The organism is Kitasatospora sp. NPDC089797 (genome assembly GCF_040684795.1).
GTDB lineage: Bacteria > Actinomycetota > Actinomycetes > Streptomycetales > Streptomycetaceae > Kitasatospora.
Genome location: NZ_JBFBGS010000028.1, coordinates 1 through 16,224, shown reverse-complemented (window position 1 = coordinate 16,224; position 16,224 = coordinate 1). Strand labels below are relative to the sequence as shown.

The following is a 16,224-nucleotide window of genomic DNA, read 5'->3' as shown; positions in this document are numbered from 1 at the left end:
GCGGGCCCTAGGACTCCGGCTGCTCGATCAGCTGGGCGAGGTAGAGCGCCTCACCGAGCTTCTCCAGGAGTTCCAGCTGGGTGTCGAGGTAGTCGATGTGGTGCTCCTCGTCGGCGAGGATGTCCTCGAAGATGTTCGCCGAGGTGACGTCGTTCTTGGCCCGCATCACCACGATCCCGCGCTTGAGCCGGTCGATCGCCTCGACCTCGACCTGCCGGTCCGCCTCGAACATCTCCTTGACCGTCTGGCCGATCCGGACGTGGAACAGCCGCTGGTAGTTGGGCAGCCCCTCCAGGAACAGGATCCGGTCGGTGAGCGTCTCGGCGTGCTTCATCTCGTCGAACGACTCGTGCCGGGTGTACTTCGCGAGCTTCGTCCAGCCGAAGTTCTCCTGCATCTTGGCGTGCAGGAAGTACTGGTTGATCGCGGTGAGCTCGGCCGTGAGTTGCTCATTGAGGAACTCGATGACCTCCGGGTCGCCCTGCATGGTGCTGCCTCCCTGCGTTACGTCCTGCGGTGAGTCCTGCGCTGGGCATCCTGGCACCGTATCGGGAGGAAATTCCAGTAAGTTCACACTCACTAGGACATGTGTCGGAATATCCGATTTGGGGGGAAGTGTGGACGGGGGCGATCGATCGCCGGTCCGTACGTGCAGGGCGTGAACAGCGCGTGAAGGGGCGCACGACGATGCTCGTCCGCCGTCTGTCACCATGGAGCCATGGGTCAGTCCGAACGAGAACAGCTTCCGCCGTCTGACCCGAGGCTCCCTCCGGGCCAGCGCGTCCAGCGCGGCTGGCCCGCCCTGCACTACGGGCCGGTGCCCCGCTTCAAGCCGCTGACCTGGGACCTCCAGGTGTTCGGCGCCACCGCGTCGGCGGAGAAGGCCAGCTGGGACTTCGCGGCCTTCGAGGCCCTGCCGCGCACCACCGTGGTCGCCGACCTGCACTGCGTGACCAAGTTCTCCGTGCTCGGCAACGAGTGGACGGGCGTGCCCGCGGCCGCCCTGCTCGACCTGGTGCCCCCGGCGCCCGGCGTCACCCACGTGATGGTCTGGGCCGAGTACGGCTACAGCGCCAACCTGCGGCTGGCCGACTTCGCCGACCCGCACACCCTGCTCGCCACCCACCGCAACGGCGAGGCGCTGACCGCCGAGCACGGCTTCCCGGTCCGGCTGGTGGTGCCCCGGCTGTACGCCTGGAAGGGCCCCAAGTGGGTGCGCGCGGTGGAGTACATGCGGGCCGACCGGCGCGGCTTCTGGGAGGAGCGCGGCTACCACAACCTGGCCGACCCGTGGCGCGAGCAGCGCTACTCCTACCAGGAGGGGCCGGCCGACGGGCCGCTCCGCTGAACCCCGAACCCGCTCAGAACAGCGAGAAGTTGACCGTCACCACGGACTTCTGCGGGCGCCGCTCGCCGGCCGCCGGGGACTGGCCGCTGACCTTGCCCATGCCGAGCGTCCAGTCGGTGGAGGCCTTCATGGTGAAGCCCGCCGCCTGCAGCGCCCGCTGGGCGTCGTCCCGGCCCATCCCGGTGACGTCCGGGACGGGCACCATGCCCTTGCTGACCACCAGCGAGACCGCGGCGTTCTCCTGGAGCAGCTGCCCGGCGGCCGGCGCGCTGCTGATCACCGAGCCCTCCGGCACGGTGTCGTTGTAGGTCTGGGTCACCCCGCCCCGGGTCAGCTGGGCGCCGGCCAGCGCGGCGGCCGCGTCGTCCGCGCTCTTGCCGGTGACGTCCGGCACCGCGATCCGCTTGGGACCCTTGGAGAGGGTGACCGTCACGGCCTCGCTCTTGCGGGTGCGCGCCCCCACCCCGGGGTCGGTGGAGATCACCTGCCCGGCCGGGACGGACTCGCTGAACACCTCGACGAACCGGCCGTGCATGCCCTCCCCGTCCAGGACCCGCTGCGCCTCGGCCCGGTCCTTGCCGAGCACGCCCGGCACCGAGCCGTACAGCCCCTCGGAGATCCCGTAGGTGACCCCGCCCACCACCAGGACCAGGGCGGTCAGCACGGCCGTCCAGATCAGCGGCTTGCGCGGGAGGCGGCGCAGCCGGCTCGGCCGGCGCACCCGGACCGGGGTCGGCTCGTCGTACGGGCGGGGCTCGACCAGCAGCTGGTCCATCAGCTCGGCCGGGACGTCCAGCACGCTGGTGCGCTCCGGCGGCGGGGCGTCGGCGGGCCGCGGCAGCGGCTGGATCACCGAGGTCGGCTCGCTGGTCGGGTAGCGCGGGCTGGGCCGGGTGGAGGCCGGCGGCTCGGCGTCCAGCTCGGCCGGGGTGAGCGTGCGGCGGACCCGCTGGAGCGCGGCGAGCAGCTCCACCGCGTCGTACGGGCGGGCGTCGGCGGCCCGGGCGCAGGCTCCGGCCACTATGGCGTCCAGCGCCGGGGCGACGGAGGGGGCGGTCAGCGAGGGGGCGGGGACGTCCTCGTGCAGGTGCTTGTACATCACCTGGACGGGGTTGTCACCGGTGTGCGGGCGGCGGCCGGTGAGCATCTCGTACAGCAGGATGCCGGCCGCGTAGACGTCGACCCGCTGGTCGGTGGGGGCGTCCGGGAGGATCTGCTCGGGGGCGAGGTAGGAGACCGTGCCCAGGACGGTGCCGCCGGTGGCGGTGCTCGTCGAGGTGGGGGCGCCGTCGGCGCTGCCGAGCACCCGGACCAGGCCGAAGTCGGCGACCTTGACCAGGCCGGTCCCGGTGATCAGCACGTTCTCCGGCTTGACGTCCCGGTGGACCAGCCCGGCCCGGTGGGCGGCGCCGAGGGCGGCGAGCACCGGCTCCAGCACGTCCAGGGCGGCCCGGACGGACAGCGCGCCGCGGTCGCGGAGCAGGTCGCGCAGGGTGCGGCCGGGCACGTACTCCATCGCGAGGAAGACGTGTCCGCCGTCCGCGCCCTGGTCGAAGACGTTGACCACGTTGGGGTGGGTGAGCCTGGCGACGGCCTTGGCCTCGCGGATGAACCGGGCGGTGAAGCCCTCGTCCCCGGCCAGCTGGGGGTGCATCACCTTGAGGGCGACCACCCGGTCCAGCCGGGTGTCGGTGCCCCGGTAGACGGTGGACATCCCGCCGGTCGCGATCCGCTGCTGGACCCGGTACCGGTTGTCGAGCAGGGTACCGATCAGCGGGTCGTGCAAGGCCATGTCCACCCGGCGAGTCTAGTGGGGTGCCCGGGCGCCGGTCCCGGCGGACACCGCTCCGGGACCGGCTTGTGACACGGTCTACACGGGCCGCGCGGCCCGCGTGGGCTGCCCCGCCCGCACGGGCCGCGCCGGCTACCCGGCCCGGAAGGCCGGCCGCTCCCGGGAGTCCAGGTCGGCCCGGCCCGCCATCGCGGAGGAGGCCTCGGCGTGGAAGCGGCGCGGGATCCGGCCGGCCCGGTGGGCGAGCCGGCCCGCCTCGGCGGCGTGCCGCATCGCCTCGGCCATCAGCACCGGCTCCTGGGCCCGGGTCACCGCGGAGGCGAGCATCACCGCCGCACAGCCCAGCTCCATCGCCAGTGCGACGTCGGAGGCGGTGCCGGCGCCCGCGTCCAGGATCACCGGGACGCCCGCGTCCTCGACGATCAGCTGGAAGTTGTGCGGGTTGCGGATGCCCAGGCCGGAGCCGATCGGCGAGCCCAGCGGCATGATCGCCGCGCAGCCGACGTCCTCCAGCTTGCGGGCCAGCACCGGGTCGTCATTGGTGTACGGGAGCACCGTGAAGCCGTCGTCGACCAGCGTCTCGGCGGCGTCCAGCAGCTCGATCGGGTCCGGCAGCAGGGTCCGCTCGTCGGCGATCACCTCCAGCTTCACCCAGTCGGTGCCGAGCGCCTCGCGGGCCAGCCGGGCGGTCAGCACGGCCTCGCCGGCGGTGAAGCAGCCGGCCGTGTTGGGCAGCACCCGGATGCCGTTGCGGGTCAGCACGTCCAGGACGGAGCCCTGGGTGGTGGCGTCCACCCGGCGCATGGCCACGGTGGTCAGCTCGGTGCCGGAGGCGAGCAGGGCGCGCTCCAGCACCTCCAGGCTCGGCGCACCGCCGGTGCCCATGATCAGCCGGGAGGAGAAGGTCGTCCCGGCGATGGTCAGTTGGTCGTCGGCCATGGCTCAGCCTCCCTGGACGGCGGTGAGGATCTCGATCCGGTCGCCGGTCGCCAGCGCCGTCGCGGGCCACGAACTGCGCGGCACCACGGCCTCGTTGAGGGCCGCGGCGACACCGGTGCGGGCGGCGCTGACGGTGGTCACCAGGGCCGCGAGGGTGGTGGCGGCGGGCACCCGGCGGGGTTCGCCGTTGACGGTCAGCTCGATCTCGGTCATGCGCAGGCCTTCGTCAGGGGGGATGCGGGGGAGAACCGGGTGGGCGTGAACGGCCTTGCCAGGTCCGGTACTTCACCGGTCGCCAGGTAGTCGGCGAGCAGGTCGGCGGTCACCGGGGTGAGTAGCACGCCGTTGCGGTAGTGGCCGGTGGCGGCGACCAGCCCGGGCAGTGCGGTCGGCCCCAGCAGCGGGGCGTTGTCCGGCGAGCCGGGGCGCAGCCCGGCCGCGGTCTCGCGCAGCGGGAGTTCGGTGATGCCCGGCACCAACTCGTGGGCGTCGCGCAGGAGTTCGTACACCCCGCCGGCCGTGACGGTGGTGTCGTAGCCCTGTTCCTCGGTGGTCGCGCCGATCACCAGCTCGCCGTTCTCGCGCGGCACCAGGTAGAGGTGCTGACCGCGCACCACGGCGCGGACGTTGCGGGAGAGGAACGGCCGGTAGACCTCGGGGACCTGGAGGCGCAGCACCTGCCCCTTCACCGGGCGCACCGCGGGCAGCACCCCCTCGGGCAGGCCGGGCAGCCGGTGGCTGTGCGGACCGGCGGCGAGCACCACCTGCTCGGCGGTCACCGTCTCCAGGGTGCTCAGCCGGGCTCCGGTCGCGCGGCCGTCCTCGACCAGCAGCTCGACGGCCTCGGCCCGGTGCAGCAGCACGCCGGCCCGTTCGCAGGCCGCGACCAGGGCGGTGAGCAGCCGGCGCGGGTCCACCTGGTGGTCGTCCGCGACGTGCAGGCCGCCGCGCACCCCCGGGGCGAGCATCGGCTCCAGCCGCCGGGCCTCCCGGCCGGTCAGCCAGGTCGAGTCCAGGCCCAGCCGTTGGTGGAAGGCGTGCAGTTCGCGCAGTTCCTCGCGGTCGTCGGAGTCCAGCGCGACGGCGATGGTGCCGCAGCGGCGGTAGCCGGTGTCCAGGCCGCCGCTCGCCTCGGTGAGCTCGGCGGCGAAGCCCTCGTAGCGCCGGTTGGAGGCCACCCCGAGGTGCAGCAGAGGCTCCTCGCCGTACTGCAGCTCGGTGACCGGGGCGAGCATCCCGGCGGCGACGCCGGCCGCGCCCCCGCCGTGCCGGGGGTCGACCACGATCACGTTCCGCAGCCCGCGCTGGGCGGCGCGCCAGGCCACGGCGAGGCCGATGACGCCCCCGCCGATCACCAGCACGTCCGCGTGGCTGCCTGCTGACAAGCGTGACAAAGCTGCTCTTCTCCCTTCGCCGGTATGACCCGGATCAGGTTCGGACGGTCGCGGGCCGTGCCAGCCCGCCTCTCAGCCCGGTACGCCGGGCTCCCGTGTGGTGCTCCCACCTTAACGCCGGGGGTGGGCCCGGCCGAAGGGCCGTACGAGGCGTGGGACGGGGCCGGGCGGCCGCCCCCGGGGCCCGCCGGGCCCGTGGGTACAGTGACGGGCGTGGCAGAGCTGAGCAGCGCAACGCAGCAGGTGGTCGTCGTCGGGGCCGGGCTGGCCGGGGCGCAGTGCGCCCTGAAGCTGCGGGAGGGCGGCTGGCCCGGGCGGATCCTGCTGGTCGGCGAGGAGGCGCACGCGCCGTACGACCGGCCGCCGCTCTCCAAGGACGTCCTGCTCGGCAAGGCCGACGCCACCACCCTGGACATCGACTACGACGGCCTCGGCGTCGAACTGCTCACCGGCCGCCGGGCCACCGGGCTCGCCCCGGGCGTGCTGCACACCGACGGCGGCGACCTGCGCTACGACGCGCTGGTGATCGCCACCGGCGCCACCCCGCGCGCCCTGCCCGGCGCCGAGCGGGCCCACCTGCTGCACACCCTGGACGACGCCCTGGCGCTGCGCGCCCTGCTGCGCCCCGGCCTGCGGCTGGTGCTGGTCGGCGCCGGCTGGATCGGGGCCGAGGTGTCCACCGCCGCGCGGCAGGCGGGCTGCGCGGTGACCGTGGTCGAGGCCGGTCCGGCACCGGTGCCCGGGGCGCTGCCGACCGAGGTCGGCGCGGCGATGGCTGCCTGGTACGCCGAGGCCGGGGTCGAACTGCGCTGCGGGGTCGGCGTGGCCGCCGTCGAGCCCGGGGCGGTGCTGCTGGCGGACGGTACCCGACTGCCGGCCGACGAGGTGGTGGTCGGCGTCGGTGCCCGGCCCGCGACCGGCTGGCTGGCCGGCTCGGGCGTCGAGCTGGACGCCGCCGGCGCGGTCGTGGTGGACGGCCGGCTGCGCACCGGCCTGCCCGGGGTGTTCGCCGCCGGGGACTGCGTCAGCTACCCGTCGGCCCGCTCCGGCGCCCGGCTGGCCGTCCAGCACTGGGACCACGCGCTGCAGTCCGGCGGCGCCGCGGCGGCCTCGGTGCTCGGCGCGGACGTGCCGTACGACCCGGTGCCGTACTTCTGGTCCGAGCAGTTCGGGCGGATGGTCCAGTACGCCGGCCGGCACGCCGAGGGCGACGAACTGCTGTGGCGCGGCAGCCCGTCGGACGCCGCCTGGTCGGTGCTCTGGCTGCGCGGCGGGGTGCCGAGCGCGCTGCTGGCGGTGGACCGGCCGCGCGACCTCACCCAGGGCCGGAAGCTGATCGAGCGCGGCGCGGTGCTCGACCGGACGCTCGCCGCGGACCCCGCGGTGCCGCTCAAGGGGGCCACCGTTTAGCGCCGGGCAGTGGCGAGGTGGCAGTCTGGTGGCGTGAGCGAGATCGAAAGCAATGTTGAAGCCCTGGTCCCCGAGTGGATGTACCTCCCCGACATCTCGGAGCAGTGGGGTGTGCTGGTCACCGAGGTCCGCGACATGGTCAGGAAGCGTGAGCTGATCGCGCTGCGCCGCGGCCCCAACAAGTCGCTGCAGGTCCCTGCGGCGTTCATCGACGGCCAGGGGCTGGTCAAGCACCTGTCCGGGACCCTGAACCTGCTGCGCGACTGCGGGTACAACGACGTGGAGATCCTGGAGTGGCTCTTCACCGAGGACCCGTCGCTGCCCGGCAGCCCGATCCAGGCGCTGCGGGAGAACCGCGGCACCGAGGTCAAGCGCCGCGCCCAGGCGATGCTGATCTGATGGCGGCCGACACCCTGCGCGCCCGGCTGGCCGACGCCCGGCTGTACCTGTGCACCGACGCCCGGCGCGAGCAGGGCGACCTGGCCGAGTTCCTGGACGCGGCGCTGTCCGGCGGGGTGGACATCGTCCAGCTCCGGGACAAGGGCCTGGAGGCCCGGCAGGAGCTGGCGGCGCTGGAGGTCTTCGCCGACGCCTGCCGCCGCCACGGCAAGCTGCTGGCGGTCAACGACCGCGCCGACGTCGCCCACGCGGCCCGGCCGGACGTGCTGCACCTCGGCCAGGACGACCTGCCGGTGCCGGCCGCCCGGGCGATCCTCGGCGAGGACGTGCTGATCGGCCGCTCCTGCCACGCCGAGTCCGAGGTGGACGCGGCCGTCGCCGAGCCGGGCGTCGACTACTTCTGCACCGGCCCGGTCTGGCCGACCCCGACCAAGCCGGGCCGGCACGCGCCGGGCCTCGGCCTGGTCTCGTACGCGGCGGCGCAGGCCACCGACCGGCCGTGGTTCGCGATCGGCGGGATCGACCTCGGCAACCTGGACGAGGTGCTGGCCGCCGGCGCCCGCCGGGTCGTGGTGGTCCGGGCGATCACCGCGGCCGAGGACCCGCGGGCGGCCGCCGCCGAGCTCGCCCGCCGGGTGCGCACGGCGCTCTGACGGCCTCCGGGGCCGCCGTCGTCCCTCAGTACTTGCGGACGGTGGCGGCCTCGGCCAGCGCCAGCAGCACCCCACGCGCCTCCTCGTCGGCCAGCGGGGCCGCCGCCAGCGCGGCCAGCGACTGCTCCATCAGCTCCTCGATCCGGCGCTCCACCAGCTCCGGCGCGCCGGAGCCGGCGACCAGCCCGCGCAGCCCGGCGACCTCCTCGGCGGCCAGGTCGGGCGCGCCCAGCCGGGCGTCCAGGTGCCGGGCGTCGGCCGGCGGCAGCGCGCGCATCGCGTGCGCGACCAGCAGGGTGCGCTTGCCCTCGCGCAGGTCGTCCCCGGCGGGCTTGCCGGTGACGGCCGGGTCCCCGAAGACGCCGAGCAGGTCGTCCCGCAGCTGGAAGGCCTCGCCCAGCGGCAGCCCGAACGCGCCGAGCGCCCCGACCAGCTCCGGTCCGGCCCCCGCCAGCAGGGCGCCGACCTGCAGCGGTCGCTCGATCGTGTACTTCGCCGACTTGTAGTGCAGGACGGTCTGCGCCCGGGCCAGGGCGCCCCGGTCGGCCGAGTCGCCGGCCACCGGCTCCAGCACGTCCAGGTACTGGCCGACCATGACCTCGGTGCGCATCAGGTCGAACACCGGCTTCGCGGCCAGCACCGCCGCCGGGTCCAGGCCGGAGCGCAGGAACAGTTCGTCGCACCAGATCAGCAGCAGGTCGCCGAGCAGCACCGCGGCCGAGGAGCCGAACTGCTCGCGGTCGCCGCGCCAGCCGCTGTCCCGGTGCAGCGCCTCGAAGCGGCGGTGGACCGAGGGCAGGCCGCGGCGGGTGTCGCTGCGGTCCATCAGGTCGTCGTGCACCAGGGCGCTGGCCTGCAGCAGCTCCAGCGCGGCCGCGGCGTTGGCGATCCCCTCGCCGTCGGCGGGACCGCCCGCGGCGCGCCAGCCCCAGTAGCAGAAGGCCGGGCGCAGCCGCTTGCCGCCGTCCAGCAGGAAGTCGCGCAGCGCGTCGGCGGCGGGCACCAGCTGCGGCGAGATCGTGCCGAGCAGCGCGGACTGCCCGTCCATGAACGCGGTGAGGGCGGCGTTGACGCGCGTGCGGACGTCCTCCACGTCGATGGGGTTGGCCGACCGGTTGCTGGACGAGGTCACGATGATGCTCCGCTGGGTTCGCTGGGGTGCAGCAAGCGTAGCGGGGCGGTGGGGAACGGCTGTGCGAGCGGGGCCGGGGGAGCGGGGGAGGGCAAGCGGAGAACGGTCCACCACTTGTCCCGAATCGTGGAATCGAGTTGTCCGCCCCCTTCGGAGGCCCGATAACCTGCCAGCATGGCACTCGGCATCGCTTCCACGAGACCGGACCGCGCACAGACGGTCCGCGAACTCCTGGCGGCCGGAAGGCGCTCCTTCTCCTTCGAGTTCATGCCGCCGCGCACCGAGATCGGCGAGCACCGGCTCTGGGACGCCATCCGTCGGCTCGAACCGCTGGACCCGAACTTCGTCTGCATGACCTACGGCGCCGGCGGCTCCTCCCGGGAGCGGACCGTCAACATCGTCGGCCGGATCGCCACCGAGACCACGCTCACCCCGGTCGCCCACCTGACCGCCGTGGACCACTCGGTCGCCGAACTGCGCAACATCATCGGCCAGTACGCCGACCAGGGCGTGCGCAACGTCCTCGCGGTCCGGGGCGATCCGCCCGGGGACCCGATGGGCGAGTGGGTCCGTCACCCGGACGGCGTCACCTACGCGTACGAGCTGGTGGAGCTGATCAGGGGCATCGGCGACTTCTGCGTCGGCGTCGCGGCCTCGCCGAACATGCACCCGCGCTCGACCGACTGGGACGAGGACATCCGGCACTTCATCGCGAAGGTCCGCTCCGGCGCGGACTACGCGATCACCCAGATGTTCTTCGAGGTGGACGACTACCTGCGGTTCCGCGACCGGGTCACCGCCGCGGGCTGCGAGACGCCGATCATCCCGGAGATCATGCCGGTGACCAACGCCAAGCAGCTGGAGCGCTTCCCGCAGCTCAGCGGCTCGGCCTTCCCGGCGGAGCTGGAGGCCCGGCTGCGGGCGGCCGTCGACGACCCGGCGGCGCTGCGCGCGATCGGCATCGAGCACGCCACCGCGATGGCCGAGCGGCTGCTCGCGGAGGGCGCGCCCGGCCTGCACTTCATCACGCTCAACCACTCGACGGCGACGCTGGAGATCTACCAGAACCTGGGGCTCCACCAGCGCTGATCACCGCTGTTCACGGGCCCGTCACCGCCACGCGGTGGCGGGCCCGTGCGGGTGCGTCCGGTGCCGCCCGGGGGCGGGAACGCGATGCGGTGCCCCGGCCGTTGAACCGGTACAGTCGCCGCACACGCGCGGCGCGCGCGGGCACGCGACTGGAGGTAGCGCGCGGATGGGCATCGGATACCTGCTGCTGTACGTCGCGTTGGCGGTGGTGGCGCTCTGGCTGGTCGCCGAGGTGCTGCTGCAGAACCGGGCCCCGGTGCACTGGCGGGCGCTGGCCCTGGCCGGCTTCCTGGCCGTGGCGGCCGGGATGGGCCTCGGCTCGGTCCTGGTGATCGGCGCCGGCGCGGGCCTGTTCGCGGTCGGCCAGGCCTTCGTCACCCTCTCGGTCAAGCGCGGCTACCAGGGCGGCTGGTCCCTGCGGAAGGCCGACGGCAGCCTGCCCGGCCCGCTCGCCAAGGTCCCCCTGCTCGGCGCCCTCACCGGCGGCGCGGCGGTCGCGGCCGTGGCGGCGGCGGAGGAGGAGCGGGTCGGCGAGGTCAGCGCGGTCGAGGAGACCCCGGCCGCCACGGCCCCCGTCCCGGAGCCGGTCGCCGAGGAGGTCCCGGAGGTCGAGCAGACCGCCGCCTTCGAGATGCAGGAGCTCGCCCAGGACGGCGTCTACGCCCCCTCGTACTACGAGCAGCCGCAGGCCCAGCAGGCGCAGGACCCGTACGCCCCGGCCTACCAGCCCGGCTACGAGCAGCAGCAGTGGCAGCCCCAGCAGCAGCCCGCCTACGCCTACGACCAGCAGTCCTACGGCGGCTACCCGCAGCAGGCCCAGGACCCGTACGCGGGCTACCAGCAGCAGCCCCAGGACCCGTACGCGGGCTACCAGCAGCAGGGCTGGGACCCGAACGCACAGCAGCAGCACCCGCAGCAGGACCACCAGCAGTGGCAGCCCCAGCCCGACCAGCACGGCCAGGGCATCCCGCAGCAGCCGGCGTACGACCAGAACTACGGCTACCAGCAGCAGAACACCTGGCACCAGGGCTGACCGCGGCGCTGCGGCCCCGACAACCCCGCGGCCTACGCCGGGCCGACCAGCCCGGCCGTGATGCAGGCCGACATGCCGACCCGGGCGAGTCCGCCACCGGGGTGGGCGGCGCCGCCGATCAGGTAGAGGCCGGGCACCGGGGATTCGTTGGCGGCCTTCAGCCACGCGCCCGAGGAGCCGGCCAGGACCGGGCGGGCGACCGCGCCGGCCGGGGCGCCGGTCTCCCGGCGGGTGTCCTCCGGGGTGCGCACCACCCGCCACAGCACCCGCTCGCGCAGGTTCAGACCGGCCGCGTCCACGTGGGCGAGCAGCCGGTCGGCGTGGCGGTCGGCGACGCCCGGGGCCGTCCAGTCGACCTCGCCCTGGGCCGGGACGGTCGCCGACAGCACCACGGCCTCGTGGGCGTCGTCCGGCCGGAGCGCCGGGTCGTCGGGGCGCAGCACCTGGACGGTGGGGCGCTCGCAGGGCGGGGCGGAGCCGGTCAGCGACGCCTCCTCGGCGGCCGGGTCGGCCGCGTGCACCACCGTGCGGTGCGCGGTGCCCTCCGGGCGGGGCCCGCGCAGCGCCAGCAGCACGCTGAACCGGCCGGGCACCCCGTGTGGCTCCGACCGCTCGGGCGGCAGGCCGGGCCACTCGACCAGGCCGTGGCGGTGCAGGGCCCCGGCGTCCATCGCGGAGAGCACCAGATCGGCGTCGATCCGGCCGTCCGCCGTCTCCACCCCGCGGGCCCGGCCGTCCTCGACGACCACCCGGGTGACCGGGGTGTCGAAGCGGAACCCGACCTTGCGCAGCTCACAGCGCCGGTACACGGCCTCCGCCAGGGCCCGCAGGCCGCCCCGGACGTACCAGACGCCGAAGGACTGCTCCATGTACGGCAGCACGGTGGCCCCGGCCGGCGCCCGGCCGGGGGCGAAGCCGTACCGGACGGCGGCCTCGGACAGCAGGGCGGTCAGCCCGGGGTGGGCGCCGAGTTCGCGCTCGGCGACGTCCCGGAGGGTCCAGGGCCGGGGGCGGCGCAGCCGGGCCAGGCCGCGCCCGGGCGGGACGGGGTACGGGTCGGCGTGCAACAGGGCGGGGTCGGCCGGGAGCGGCTCCTCCAGCAGCGGGCGGCGGGTCGCCTCCCAGACCGTCCGGCCGTGGTTCATCACCGCGCTCCAGCGGGCGCCGGAGCCCGCGCCGAAGGCGGCGTCCAGGGCCTGGCTGACGCCGCCGCGCGAGGCGTTGGGCAGGGTGACGGCGGTGCCGTCCGGGAACAGGTGCCGGCTCTCCGGGTCCACCGGCGCCAGGTCGACCAGCTCCTCCAGCGGCTCCCGGCCGGTCTTCAGCGCGAGGTCGCGGTAGACCGCCGGGAGGGCGAGCAGGCCGGGCCCGGTGTCGAAGGCGAAGCCGTCCCGCTCGTACCGGCCGACCATGCCGCCGTACGTGCCGCCCGCCTCGCAGACCGTCACCCGGTGTCCGAGGGTCGCCAGCCGGGAGGCCGCCGCGAGCCCGCTCATTCCTGCGCCGATGATGACGATCCGTGCCATGCCCCGATCCTAGGGCTGACCTGCGGACGGCCGTTCAGCGGCCGCCCGGGCGGCCCTGCGCTCGCGCCGCCGGGCGCGGAAGGCCCGGATCCGGTTGACCGCCAGCCGGACCAGCAGCAGGCCGGCCAGCAGCAGGACGGCGGCGATCGAGGCGGCCGCCCAGGGGTGGAAGATCGCCAGGGTGACCAGGCCGGCCACCGAGAGGTCCTCCGTCAGGCTGACCGCGATGTTGCTGAACGGTTCCGGCGTGGTGTTGACGGCCATCCGCAGCGAGGCCTTCACCAGGTGGGTGACCAGGGCCGTGGTGCCGCCCATCGCGCCGGCCGCGACCTCGCTGAGCGAGCCCGGGTCGTTGCTCGCGATCAGCACGCCGACCACGGCGCCGGCGACCGGCCGGATCACGGTGTGCACGGCGTCCCAGACGGTGTCCACGTACGGGATCTTGTCGGCCACCGCCTCCAGCAGGAACAGCAGGGCCGCCGCGATCAGCACGTCGGTGCGCTCCAGCGCGTGCGGTACCGAGTCCGCCCCGGCGAACCGGCCCAGCAGACCGAGCAGCAGCACCACCGCGTACGCGTTGATGCCGCTGGCCAGGCCGCTGGTGAAGATCAGCGGCAGGACCGTCATGGGGTTCCCCTCCTCGTCGTCCCGGGGCCCGCGGCCCCGGCCGGGACCGCCCGGCCCCGCCGTACCGTACCCGGACCCGGGACGCGGTGGGCCGCCGCCGCGGTTCCGTGCCCGCCCGGCCGCGGCCGACTGAGTACGGGTACTCAGATCCGCGGTTGAGTACGTCAGCGGATGGCCCGCCGACCTGCCGGGACGGGAGAGTGGTGGCACCCGGGAGGACGGCGCGTCGGGCGCCGGCCGCCCGGGTGGCGGATCCGTCCGACCACCGGCCCGGAGGGCCCGGGGGCGGGGGTCCGTCCGTCGGGCGCCGGTTCCGGGCCCCGCACCGCCGGCACGGGGCGGCGGAGCGGGCCGGGGGGAGGCCGGTCACCGTACGGGGGAGAACGGGGGAGTTCGCCTCCGCCGCCCGGTGGGGGGTGGGCGGGGCGACGGCAGACGGCGGCGGCGCGGACCGGGGGGACCGCGCCCGCCGCCGGTACGCCCGTTCCCGGGGCCGGATTGTCAGTGGGGCCGTTCACGATGGAGGCGCACGGGCCACCCGGCCCGGGCGCTGCCTCGGAACGGGGGAGACCATGACCATCAGCCATCCGGAGCCCGTCACCGCCCGCCTCCACTCCGCCGCCCTGCCCCACGACCCCGGCCCGGTCGGCGGACGCCCCGCCGCGCGGGACGTCCATCCCGTGCTGCGCCGGAGCACCGCGCCGCCCGCCGCCCTCGACCTGCTCGCCGACGCCCACCGCACGCTGGCCCGCGCCCGGCTGCTGGAGGACCCGCTGGAGCGCTACGCCACCGCCCACCTCGCCGCGCTGCGCACGGTGGCGGCCGTGCTGGCCGTCCGCGGGCGGCCGGAGAAGAACCCGCGACGGCGCAAGGCCATCCGCAGCGCCTGGGAGGTGCTGCCCGAGGTGGCCCCCGAACTGGCCGAATGGGCGCTCTACTACGGTGCCGGCGCCCGCCGCCGGGCCGCCGCCGAGGCCGGGATCCGGGGCGCCGCCTCGGCCCGCGACGCCGACGACCTGATCCGCAACTCGGCCCTCTTCCTGCGTCTGGTCGAACGGCTGCTCGGCCTGCGCGCGACCCCGCCCGCGCCCCGGCTGCCGCTCGTCGGCGACGACTCCCCGGGCGCGAACGGCGCGGCCACCAGGCCCTAAGGTGGAGGCATCCTGATCGATCTGCACGTGCCGAGGAGTCCCACCTTGTACCCGACGCGTCCCCGCAGTGCCCTGCGTACCGCCGTGGTCTGGGAGGTGGTGCGGGCAGCCCTGGAGAACCGGGCGGCCGAGCTGGACCAGCCGGTGCTCGACGTGGTCGACACCGGCGGCGGCACCGGCAACTTCGCGGTGCCGGTGGCCAAGCTCGGCCACCGGGTCACCGTGGTCGACCCGAGTCCGGACGCCCTGTTCGCGCTGGAGCGCCGGGCCGCCGAGGCCGGCGTGACGGACCTGGTCCGCGCCGTCCAGGGCGACACCCAGACGCTGCCCGAGCTGATCGCCCCCGGCAGCGTGGACGCGGTGCTCTGCCACGGCGTGCTGGAGGTCGTGGACGACCCGGCCGAGTCGCTCGGCAGCCTGGCCGCCACCCTGCGCAAGGGCGGGCTGGTGAGCCTGCTGGCCGCCAACCGCAACGGCGCCGTGCTGGCCCGCGCGCTGGCCGGCCACTTCACCGAGGCCCGTACGGTGCTGTCCGCCGCCGACGGCCGTTGGGGCGAGCAGGACCCGATGCCGCGCCGGTTCACCGGCGAGGAGCTGGGCCGGCTGGCCGAGGGCGCCGGCCTGCGGGTGGAGTCGGTGCACGGCGTCCGGGTCTTCGCCGACCTGGTGCCCGGGGTGCTGGTGGACACCGAGCCGGGCGCGATGGAGGCGCTGCTGAAGCTGGAGGAGGCCGCCGCCGCGCAGCCCGCCTTCCACGCCGTCGCGACCCAGCTGCACCTGCTGGCCACCCTGGTCTGACCCGGATCACCGCTCCGCCCGGGCCCCGGAGCCCCGGCCCGCCGCCGTACGGTTCACCCACCGTGCGGCGGCGGTTCGTCTCCCGGACGGCCGCCGCACGCCTGCTGCTCGCCCCGGTGCGCCCCCGGTGCTCCCCAGGTCCGGACCGATTCCAACAGGTCGGGCACTTGTCCGAGGCCCCCGGCGTTGACCCGGGTGCGGCCCCGCCCGGTCGAAGTGGCCCGGCCCACGCGGCGCAGACCACTCCGTAACCGGCCCACGGACCGTATGATCTGGGTAAAGCCGGAAAGCATGACAGCCGGATGCGTGGGGCATATGGACGACACGGGCCGGGTCCCCCGCACGGGCGTCCGACCGCATGCCCAAGGCTGATTGGACTGGCCTCCCCGACCGGGGTGGCGGACCGGTCGCACCCGCGACCGACGAGTAGGAGGACTCCGTGCCGCTCTCGGAGCACGAGCAGCGACTGCTCGACCAGATGGAGCGAGCGCTGTATGCCGAAGATCCCAAATTCGCGTCGGCGCTCGAGGGAACCGGGCTGCGCACTTTCACCCGTCGGCGGGTCTACCTGGCCGTCGCCGGTTTCGTGGTGGGGGTCGGCCTGCTGATGGGCGGCATGGTCGTACCGGACCAGATCTGGGTCAGCGTCGTGGGCTTCCTGGTGATGCTCGGGTGCGCGGTGTTCGCGGTGACCGGCTGGCGCCGTGCTCCCGCGGGTCAGGGCTCGGGTCCCCGGCAGGCCGCCGCCCCGCGTCGCAAGGCCGGGATGATGGACCGGGTGGAGCAGCGCTGGCAGCGCCGTCGGGACGAGCAGACCGGCGGTTTCTGAGCAGCCCCACCGAGGACGTGACGGGAGCCGGGGCGGGCAGTCGATCGACTGGGGTTCAACAGGGCGGAGAGCACCGCGTAGTTGGCGGTGGTCGCCGAGTGCGC

17 protein-coding genes and 1 riboswitch are annotated in these 16,224 nt (G+C 75.0%); of the genes, 9 read left to right on the top strand and 8 right to left on the bottom strand.

What is annotated here, in order from left to right; translation table 11 throughout:
- Positions 1-7: 7 nt before the first annotated feature.
- Positions 8-487, bottom strand: a complete 480-nt coding sequence (gene bfr, locus AB0O91_RS23030; protein WP_363436082.1) for a bacterioferritin — start codon at positions 485-487, stop codon at positions 8-10.
- A gap of 231 nt (positions 488-718) precedes the next feature.
- Between bfr and AB0O91_RS23025 the strand changes: the two genes are divergently transcribed.
- Entirely contained in the window at positions 719-1,348 is a 630-nt protein-coding gene (locus AB0O91_RS23025) for a sulfite oxidase-like oxidoreductase (RefSeq protein WP_363436081.1), read from the top strand.
- 13 nt (positions 1,349-1,361) lie between these two features.
- Here the strand turns inward: AB0O91_RS23025 and pknB are convergent, their stop codons facing one another.
- The 4 genes from pknB to thiO all read right to left on the bottom strand — a co-directional run bounded on the left by pknB (position 1,362) and on the right by thiO (position 5,473).
- Positions 1,362-3,140 (bottom strand): Stk1 family PASTA domain-containing Ser/Thr kinase, encoded by a 1,779-nt coding sequence (pknB, locus tag AB0O91_RS23020; protein ID WP_363436222.1) that lies wholly within the window; start codon positions 3,138-3,140, stop codon positions 1,362-1,364.
- Between the two features lie 132 nt (positions 3,141-3,272).
- Entirely contained in the window at positions 3,273-4,079 is an 807-nt protein-coding gene (locus tag AB0O91_RS23015) for a thiazole synthase (RefSeq protein WP_363436079.1), read from the bottom strand.
- 3 nt (positions 4,080-4,082) lie between these two features.
- Positions 4,083-4,292, bottom strand: a complete 210-nt coding sequence (thiS, locus tag AB0O91_RS23010; protein ID WP_363436077.1) for a sulfur carrier protein ThiS — start codon at positions 4,290-4,292, stop codon at positions 4,083-4,085.
- Positions 4,289-5,473 carry a glycine oxidase ThiO gene (thiO, locus tag AB0O91_RS23005; RefSeq protein WP_363436076.1) on the bottom strand — a complete coding sequence of 395 codons (1,185 nt, stop codon included), beginning with the start codon at positions 5,471-5,473 and terminating at the stop codon, positions 4,289-4,291. The genes thiS and thiO overlap by 4 nt, the downstream gene beginning before the upstream one ends.
- Positions 5,468-5,580: riboswitch (TPP riboswitch) on the bottom strand. (Overlaps the previous gene by 6 nt.)
- 97 nt (positions 5,581-5,677) lie before the next feature.
- Between thiO and AB0O91_RS23000 the strand changes: the two genes are divergently transcribed.
- The 3 genes from AB0O91_RS23000 to thiE are packed head-to-tail and all read left to right on the top strand — an operon-like array spanning position 5,678 to position 7,935.
- Positions 5,678-6,883, top strand: a complete 1,206-nt coding sequence (locus tag AB0O91_RS23000) for an FAD-dependent oxidoreductase (RefSeq protein ID WP_363436075.1) — start codon at positions 5,678-5,680, stop codon at positions 6,881-6,883.
- A 33-nt stretch (positions 6,884-6,916) separates the two neighbouring features.
- Positions 6,917-7,282 carry an Rv2175c family DNA-binding protein gene (locus AB0O91_RS22995; protein WP_363436074.1) on the top strand — a complete coding sequence of 122 codons (366 nt, stop codon included), beginning with the start codon at positions 6,917-6,919 and terminating at the stop codon, positions 7,280-7,282.
- Positions 7,282-7,935 carry a thiamine phosphate synthase gene (gene thiE, locus AB0O91_RS22990; RefSeq protein ID WP_363436072.1) on the top strand — a complete coding sequence of 218 codons (654 nt, stop codon included), beginning with the start codon at positions 7,282-7,284 and terminating at the stop codon, positions 7,933-7,935. Before AB0O91_RS22995 ends, thiE begins: the two co-directional genes overlap by 1 nt.
- A gap of 25 nt (positions 7,936-7,960) precedes the next feature.
- Here thiE and AB0O91_RS22985 read toward each other — a convergent pair whose 3' ends face one another.
- Positions 7,961-9,067, bottom strand: coding sequence for a polyprenyl synthetase family protein (locus AB0O91_RS22985; protein WP_363436070.1), 1,107 nt, complete (start codon positions 9,065-9,067; stop codon positions 7,961-7,963).
- Between the two features lie 174 nt (positions 9,068-9,241).
- Here AB0O91_RS22985 and metF point away from each other — a divergent pair, with 174 nt between their 5' ends.
- Both metF and AB0O91_RS22975 read left to right on the top strand, forming a co-directional pair.
- On the top strand, positions 9,242-10,156 hold the full coding sequence (metF, locus tag AB0O91_RS22980; protein ID WP_363436068.1) for a methylenetetrahydrofolate reductase [NAD(P)H]: 915 nt from the start codon (positions 9,242-9,244) through the stop codon (positions 10,154-10,156).
- Positions 10,157-10,322: 166 nt separating this feature from the next.
- Positions 10,323-11,189 (top strand): hypothetical protein, encoded by an 867-nt coding sequence (locus AB0O91_RS22975; RefSeq protein ID WP_363436066.1) that lies wholly within the window; start codon positions 10,323-10,325, stop codon positions 11,187-11,189.
- A gap of 32 nt (positions 11,190-11,221) precedes the next feature.
- Here AB0O91_RS22975 and AB0O91_RS22970 read toward each other — a convergent pair whose 3' ends face one another.
- Together AB0O91_RS22970 and AB0O91_RS22965 are read right to left on the bottom strand one after the other, a co-directional pair.
- Positions 11,222-12,715 (bottom strand): FAD-dependent oxidoreductase, encoded by a 1,494-nt coding sequence (locus AB0O91_RS22970; protein ID WP_363436064.1) that lies wholly within the window; start codon positions 12,713-12,715, stop codon positions 11,222-11,224.
- A 9-nt stretch (positions 12,716-12,724) separates the two neighbouring features.
- A complete protein-coding gene (locus AB0O91_RS22965) occupies positions 12,725-13,342 on the bottom strand; it encodes a DUF4126 domain-containing protein (protein ID WP_363436063.1) in 618 nt (205 codons plus the stop codon).
- Positions 13,343-13,914: 572 nt separating this feature from the next.
- On the opposite strand from AB0O91_RS22965, the gene AB0O91_RS22960 reads away from it, so the two are divergent.
- The 3 genes from AB0O91_RS22960 to AB0O91_RS22950 all read left to right on the top strand — a co-directional run bounded on the left by AB0O91_RS22960 (position 13,915) and on the right by AB0O91_RS22950 (position 16,120).
- Positions 13,915-14,493, top strand: coding sequence for an SAV_6107 family HEPN domain-containing protein (locus tag AB0O91_RS22960; protein WP_363436061.1), 579 nt, complete (start codon positions 13,915-13,917; stop codon positions 14,491-14,493).
- A gap of 45 nt (positions 14,494-14,538) precedes the next feature.
- Positions 14,539-15,291, top strand: coding sequence for a methyltransferase domain-containing protein (locus AB0O91_RS22955; RefSeq protein WP_363436059.1), 753 nt, complete (start codon positions 14,539-14,541; stop codon positions 15,289-15,291).
- A gap of 439 nt (positions 15,292-15,730) precedes the next feature.
- Positions 15,731-16,120, top strand: a complete 390-nt coding sequence (locus AB0O91_RS22950) for a DUF3040 domain-containing protein (RefSeq protein WP_363436058.1) — start codon at positions 15,731-15,733, stop codon at positions 16,118-16,120.
- The last annotated feature ends 104 nt before the right edge of the window (positions 16,121-16,224 follow it).

What these genes read in the sequence shown, in the direction of transcription:
- bfr (WP_363436082.1), bottom strand. Translation starts at nt 487, where the DNA reads ATGCAGGGCGACCCGGAGGTCATCGAGTTCCTCAATGAGCAACTCACG.
- AB0O91_RS23025 (WP_363436081.1), top strand. Translation starts at nt 719, where the DNA reads ATGGGTCAGTCCGAACGAGAACAGCTTCCGCCGTCTGACCCGAGGCTC.
- pknB (WP_363436222.1), bottom strand. Translation starts at nt 3,140, where the DNA reads ATGGCCTTGCACGACCCGCTGATCGGTACCCTGCTCGACAACCGGTAC.
- AB0O91_RS23015 (WP_363436079.1), bottom strand. Translation starts at nt 4,079, where the DNA reads ATGGCCGACGACCAACTGACCATCGCCGGGACGACCTTCTCCTCCCGG.
- thiS (WP_363436077.1), bottom strand. Translation starts at nt 4,292, where the DNA reads ATGACCGAGATCGAGCTGACCGTCAACGGCGAACCCCGCCGGGTGCCC.
- thiE (WP_363436072.1), top strand. Translation starts at nt 7,282, where the DNA reads ATGGCGGCCGACACCCTGCGCGCCCGGCTGGCCGACGCCCGGCTGTAC.
- metF (WP_363436068.1), top strand. Translation starts at nt 9,242, where the DNA reads ATGGCACTCGGCATCGCTTCCACGAGACCGGACCGCGCACAGACGGTC.
- AB0O91_RS22975 (WP_363436066.1), top strand. Translation starts at nt 10,323, where the DNA reads ATGGGCATCGGATACCTGCTGCTGTACGTCGCGTTGGCGGTGGTGGCG.
- AB0O91_RS22970 (WP_363436064.1), bottom strand. Translation starts at nt 12,715, where the DNA reads ATGGCACGGATCGTCATCATCGGCGCAGGAATGAGCGGGCTCGCGGCG.
- AB0O91_RS22965 (WP_363436063.1), bottom strand. Translation starts at nt 13,342, where the DNA reads ATGACGGTCCTGCCGCTGATCTTCACCAGCGGCCTGGCCAGCGGCATC.
- AB0O91_RS22960 (WP_363436061.1), top strand. Translation starts at nt 13,915, where the DNA reads ATGACCATCAGCCATCCGGAGCCCGTCACCGCCCGCCTCCACTCCGCC.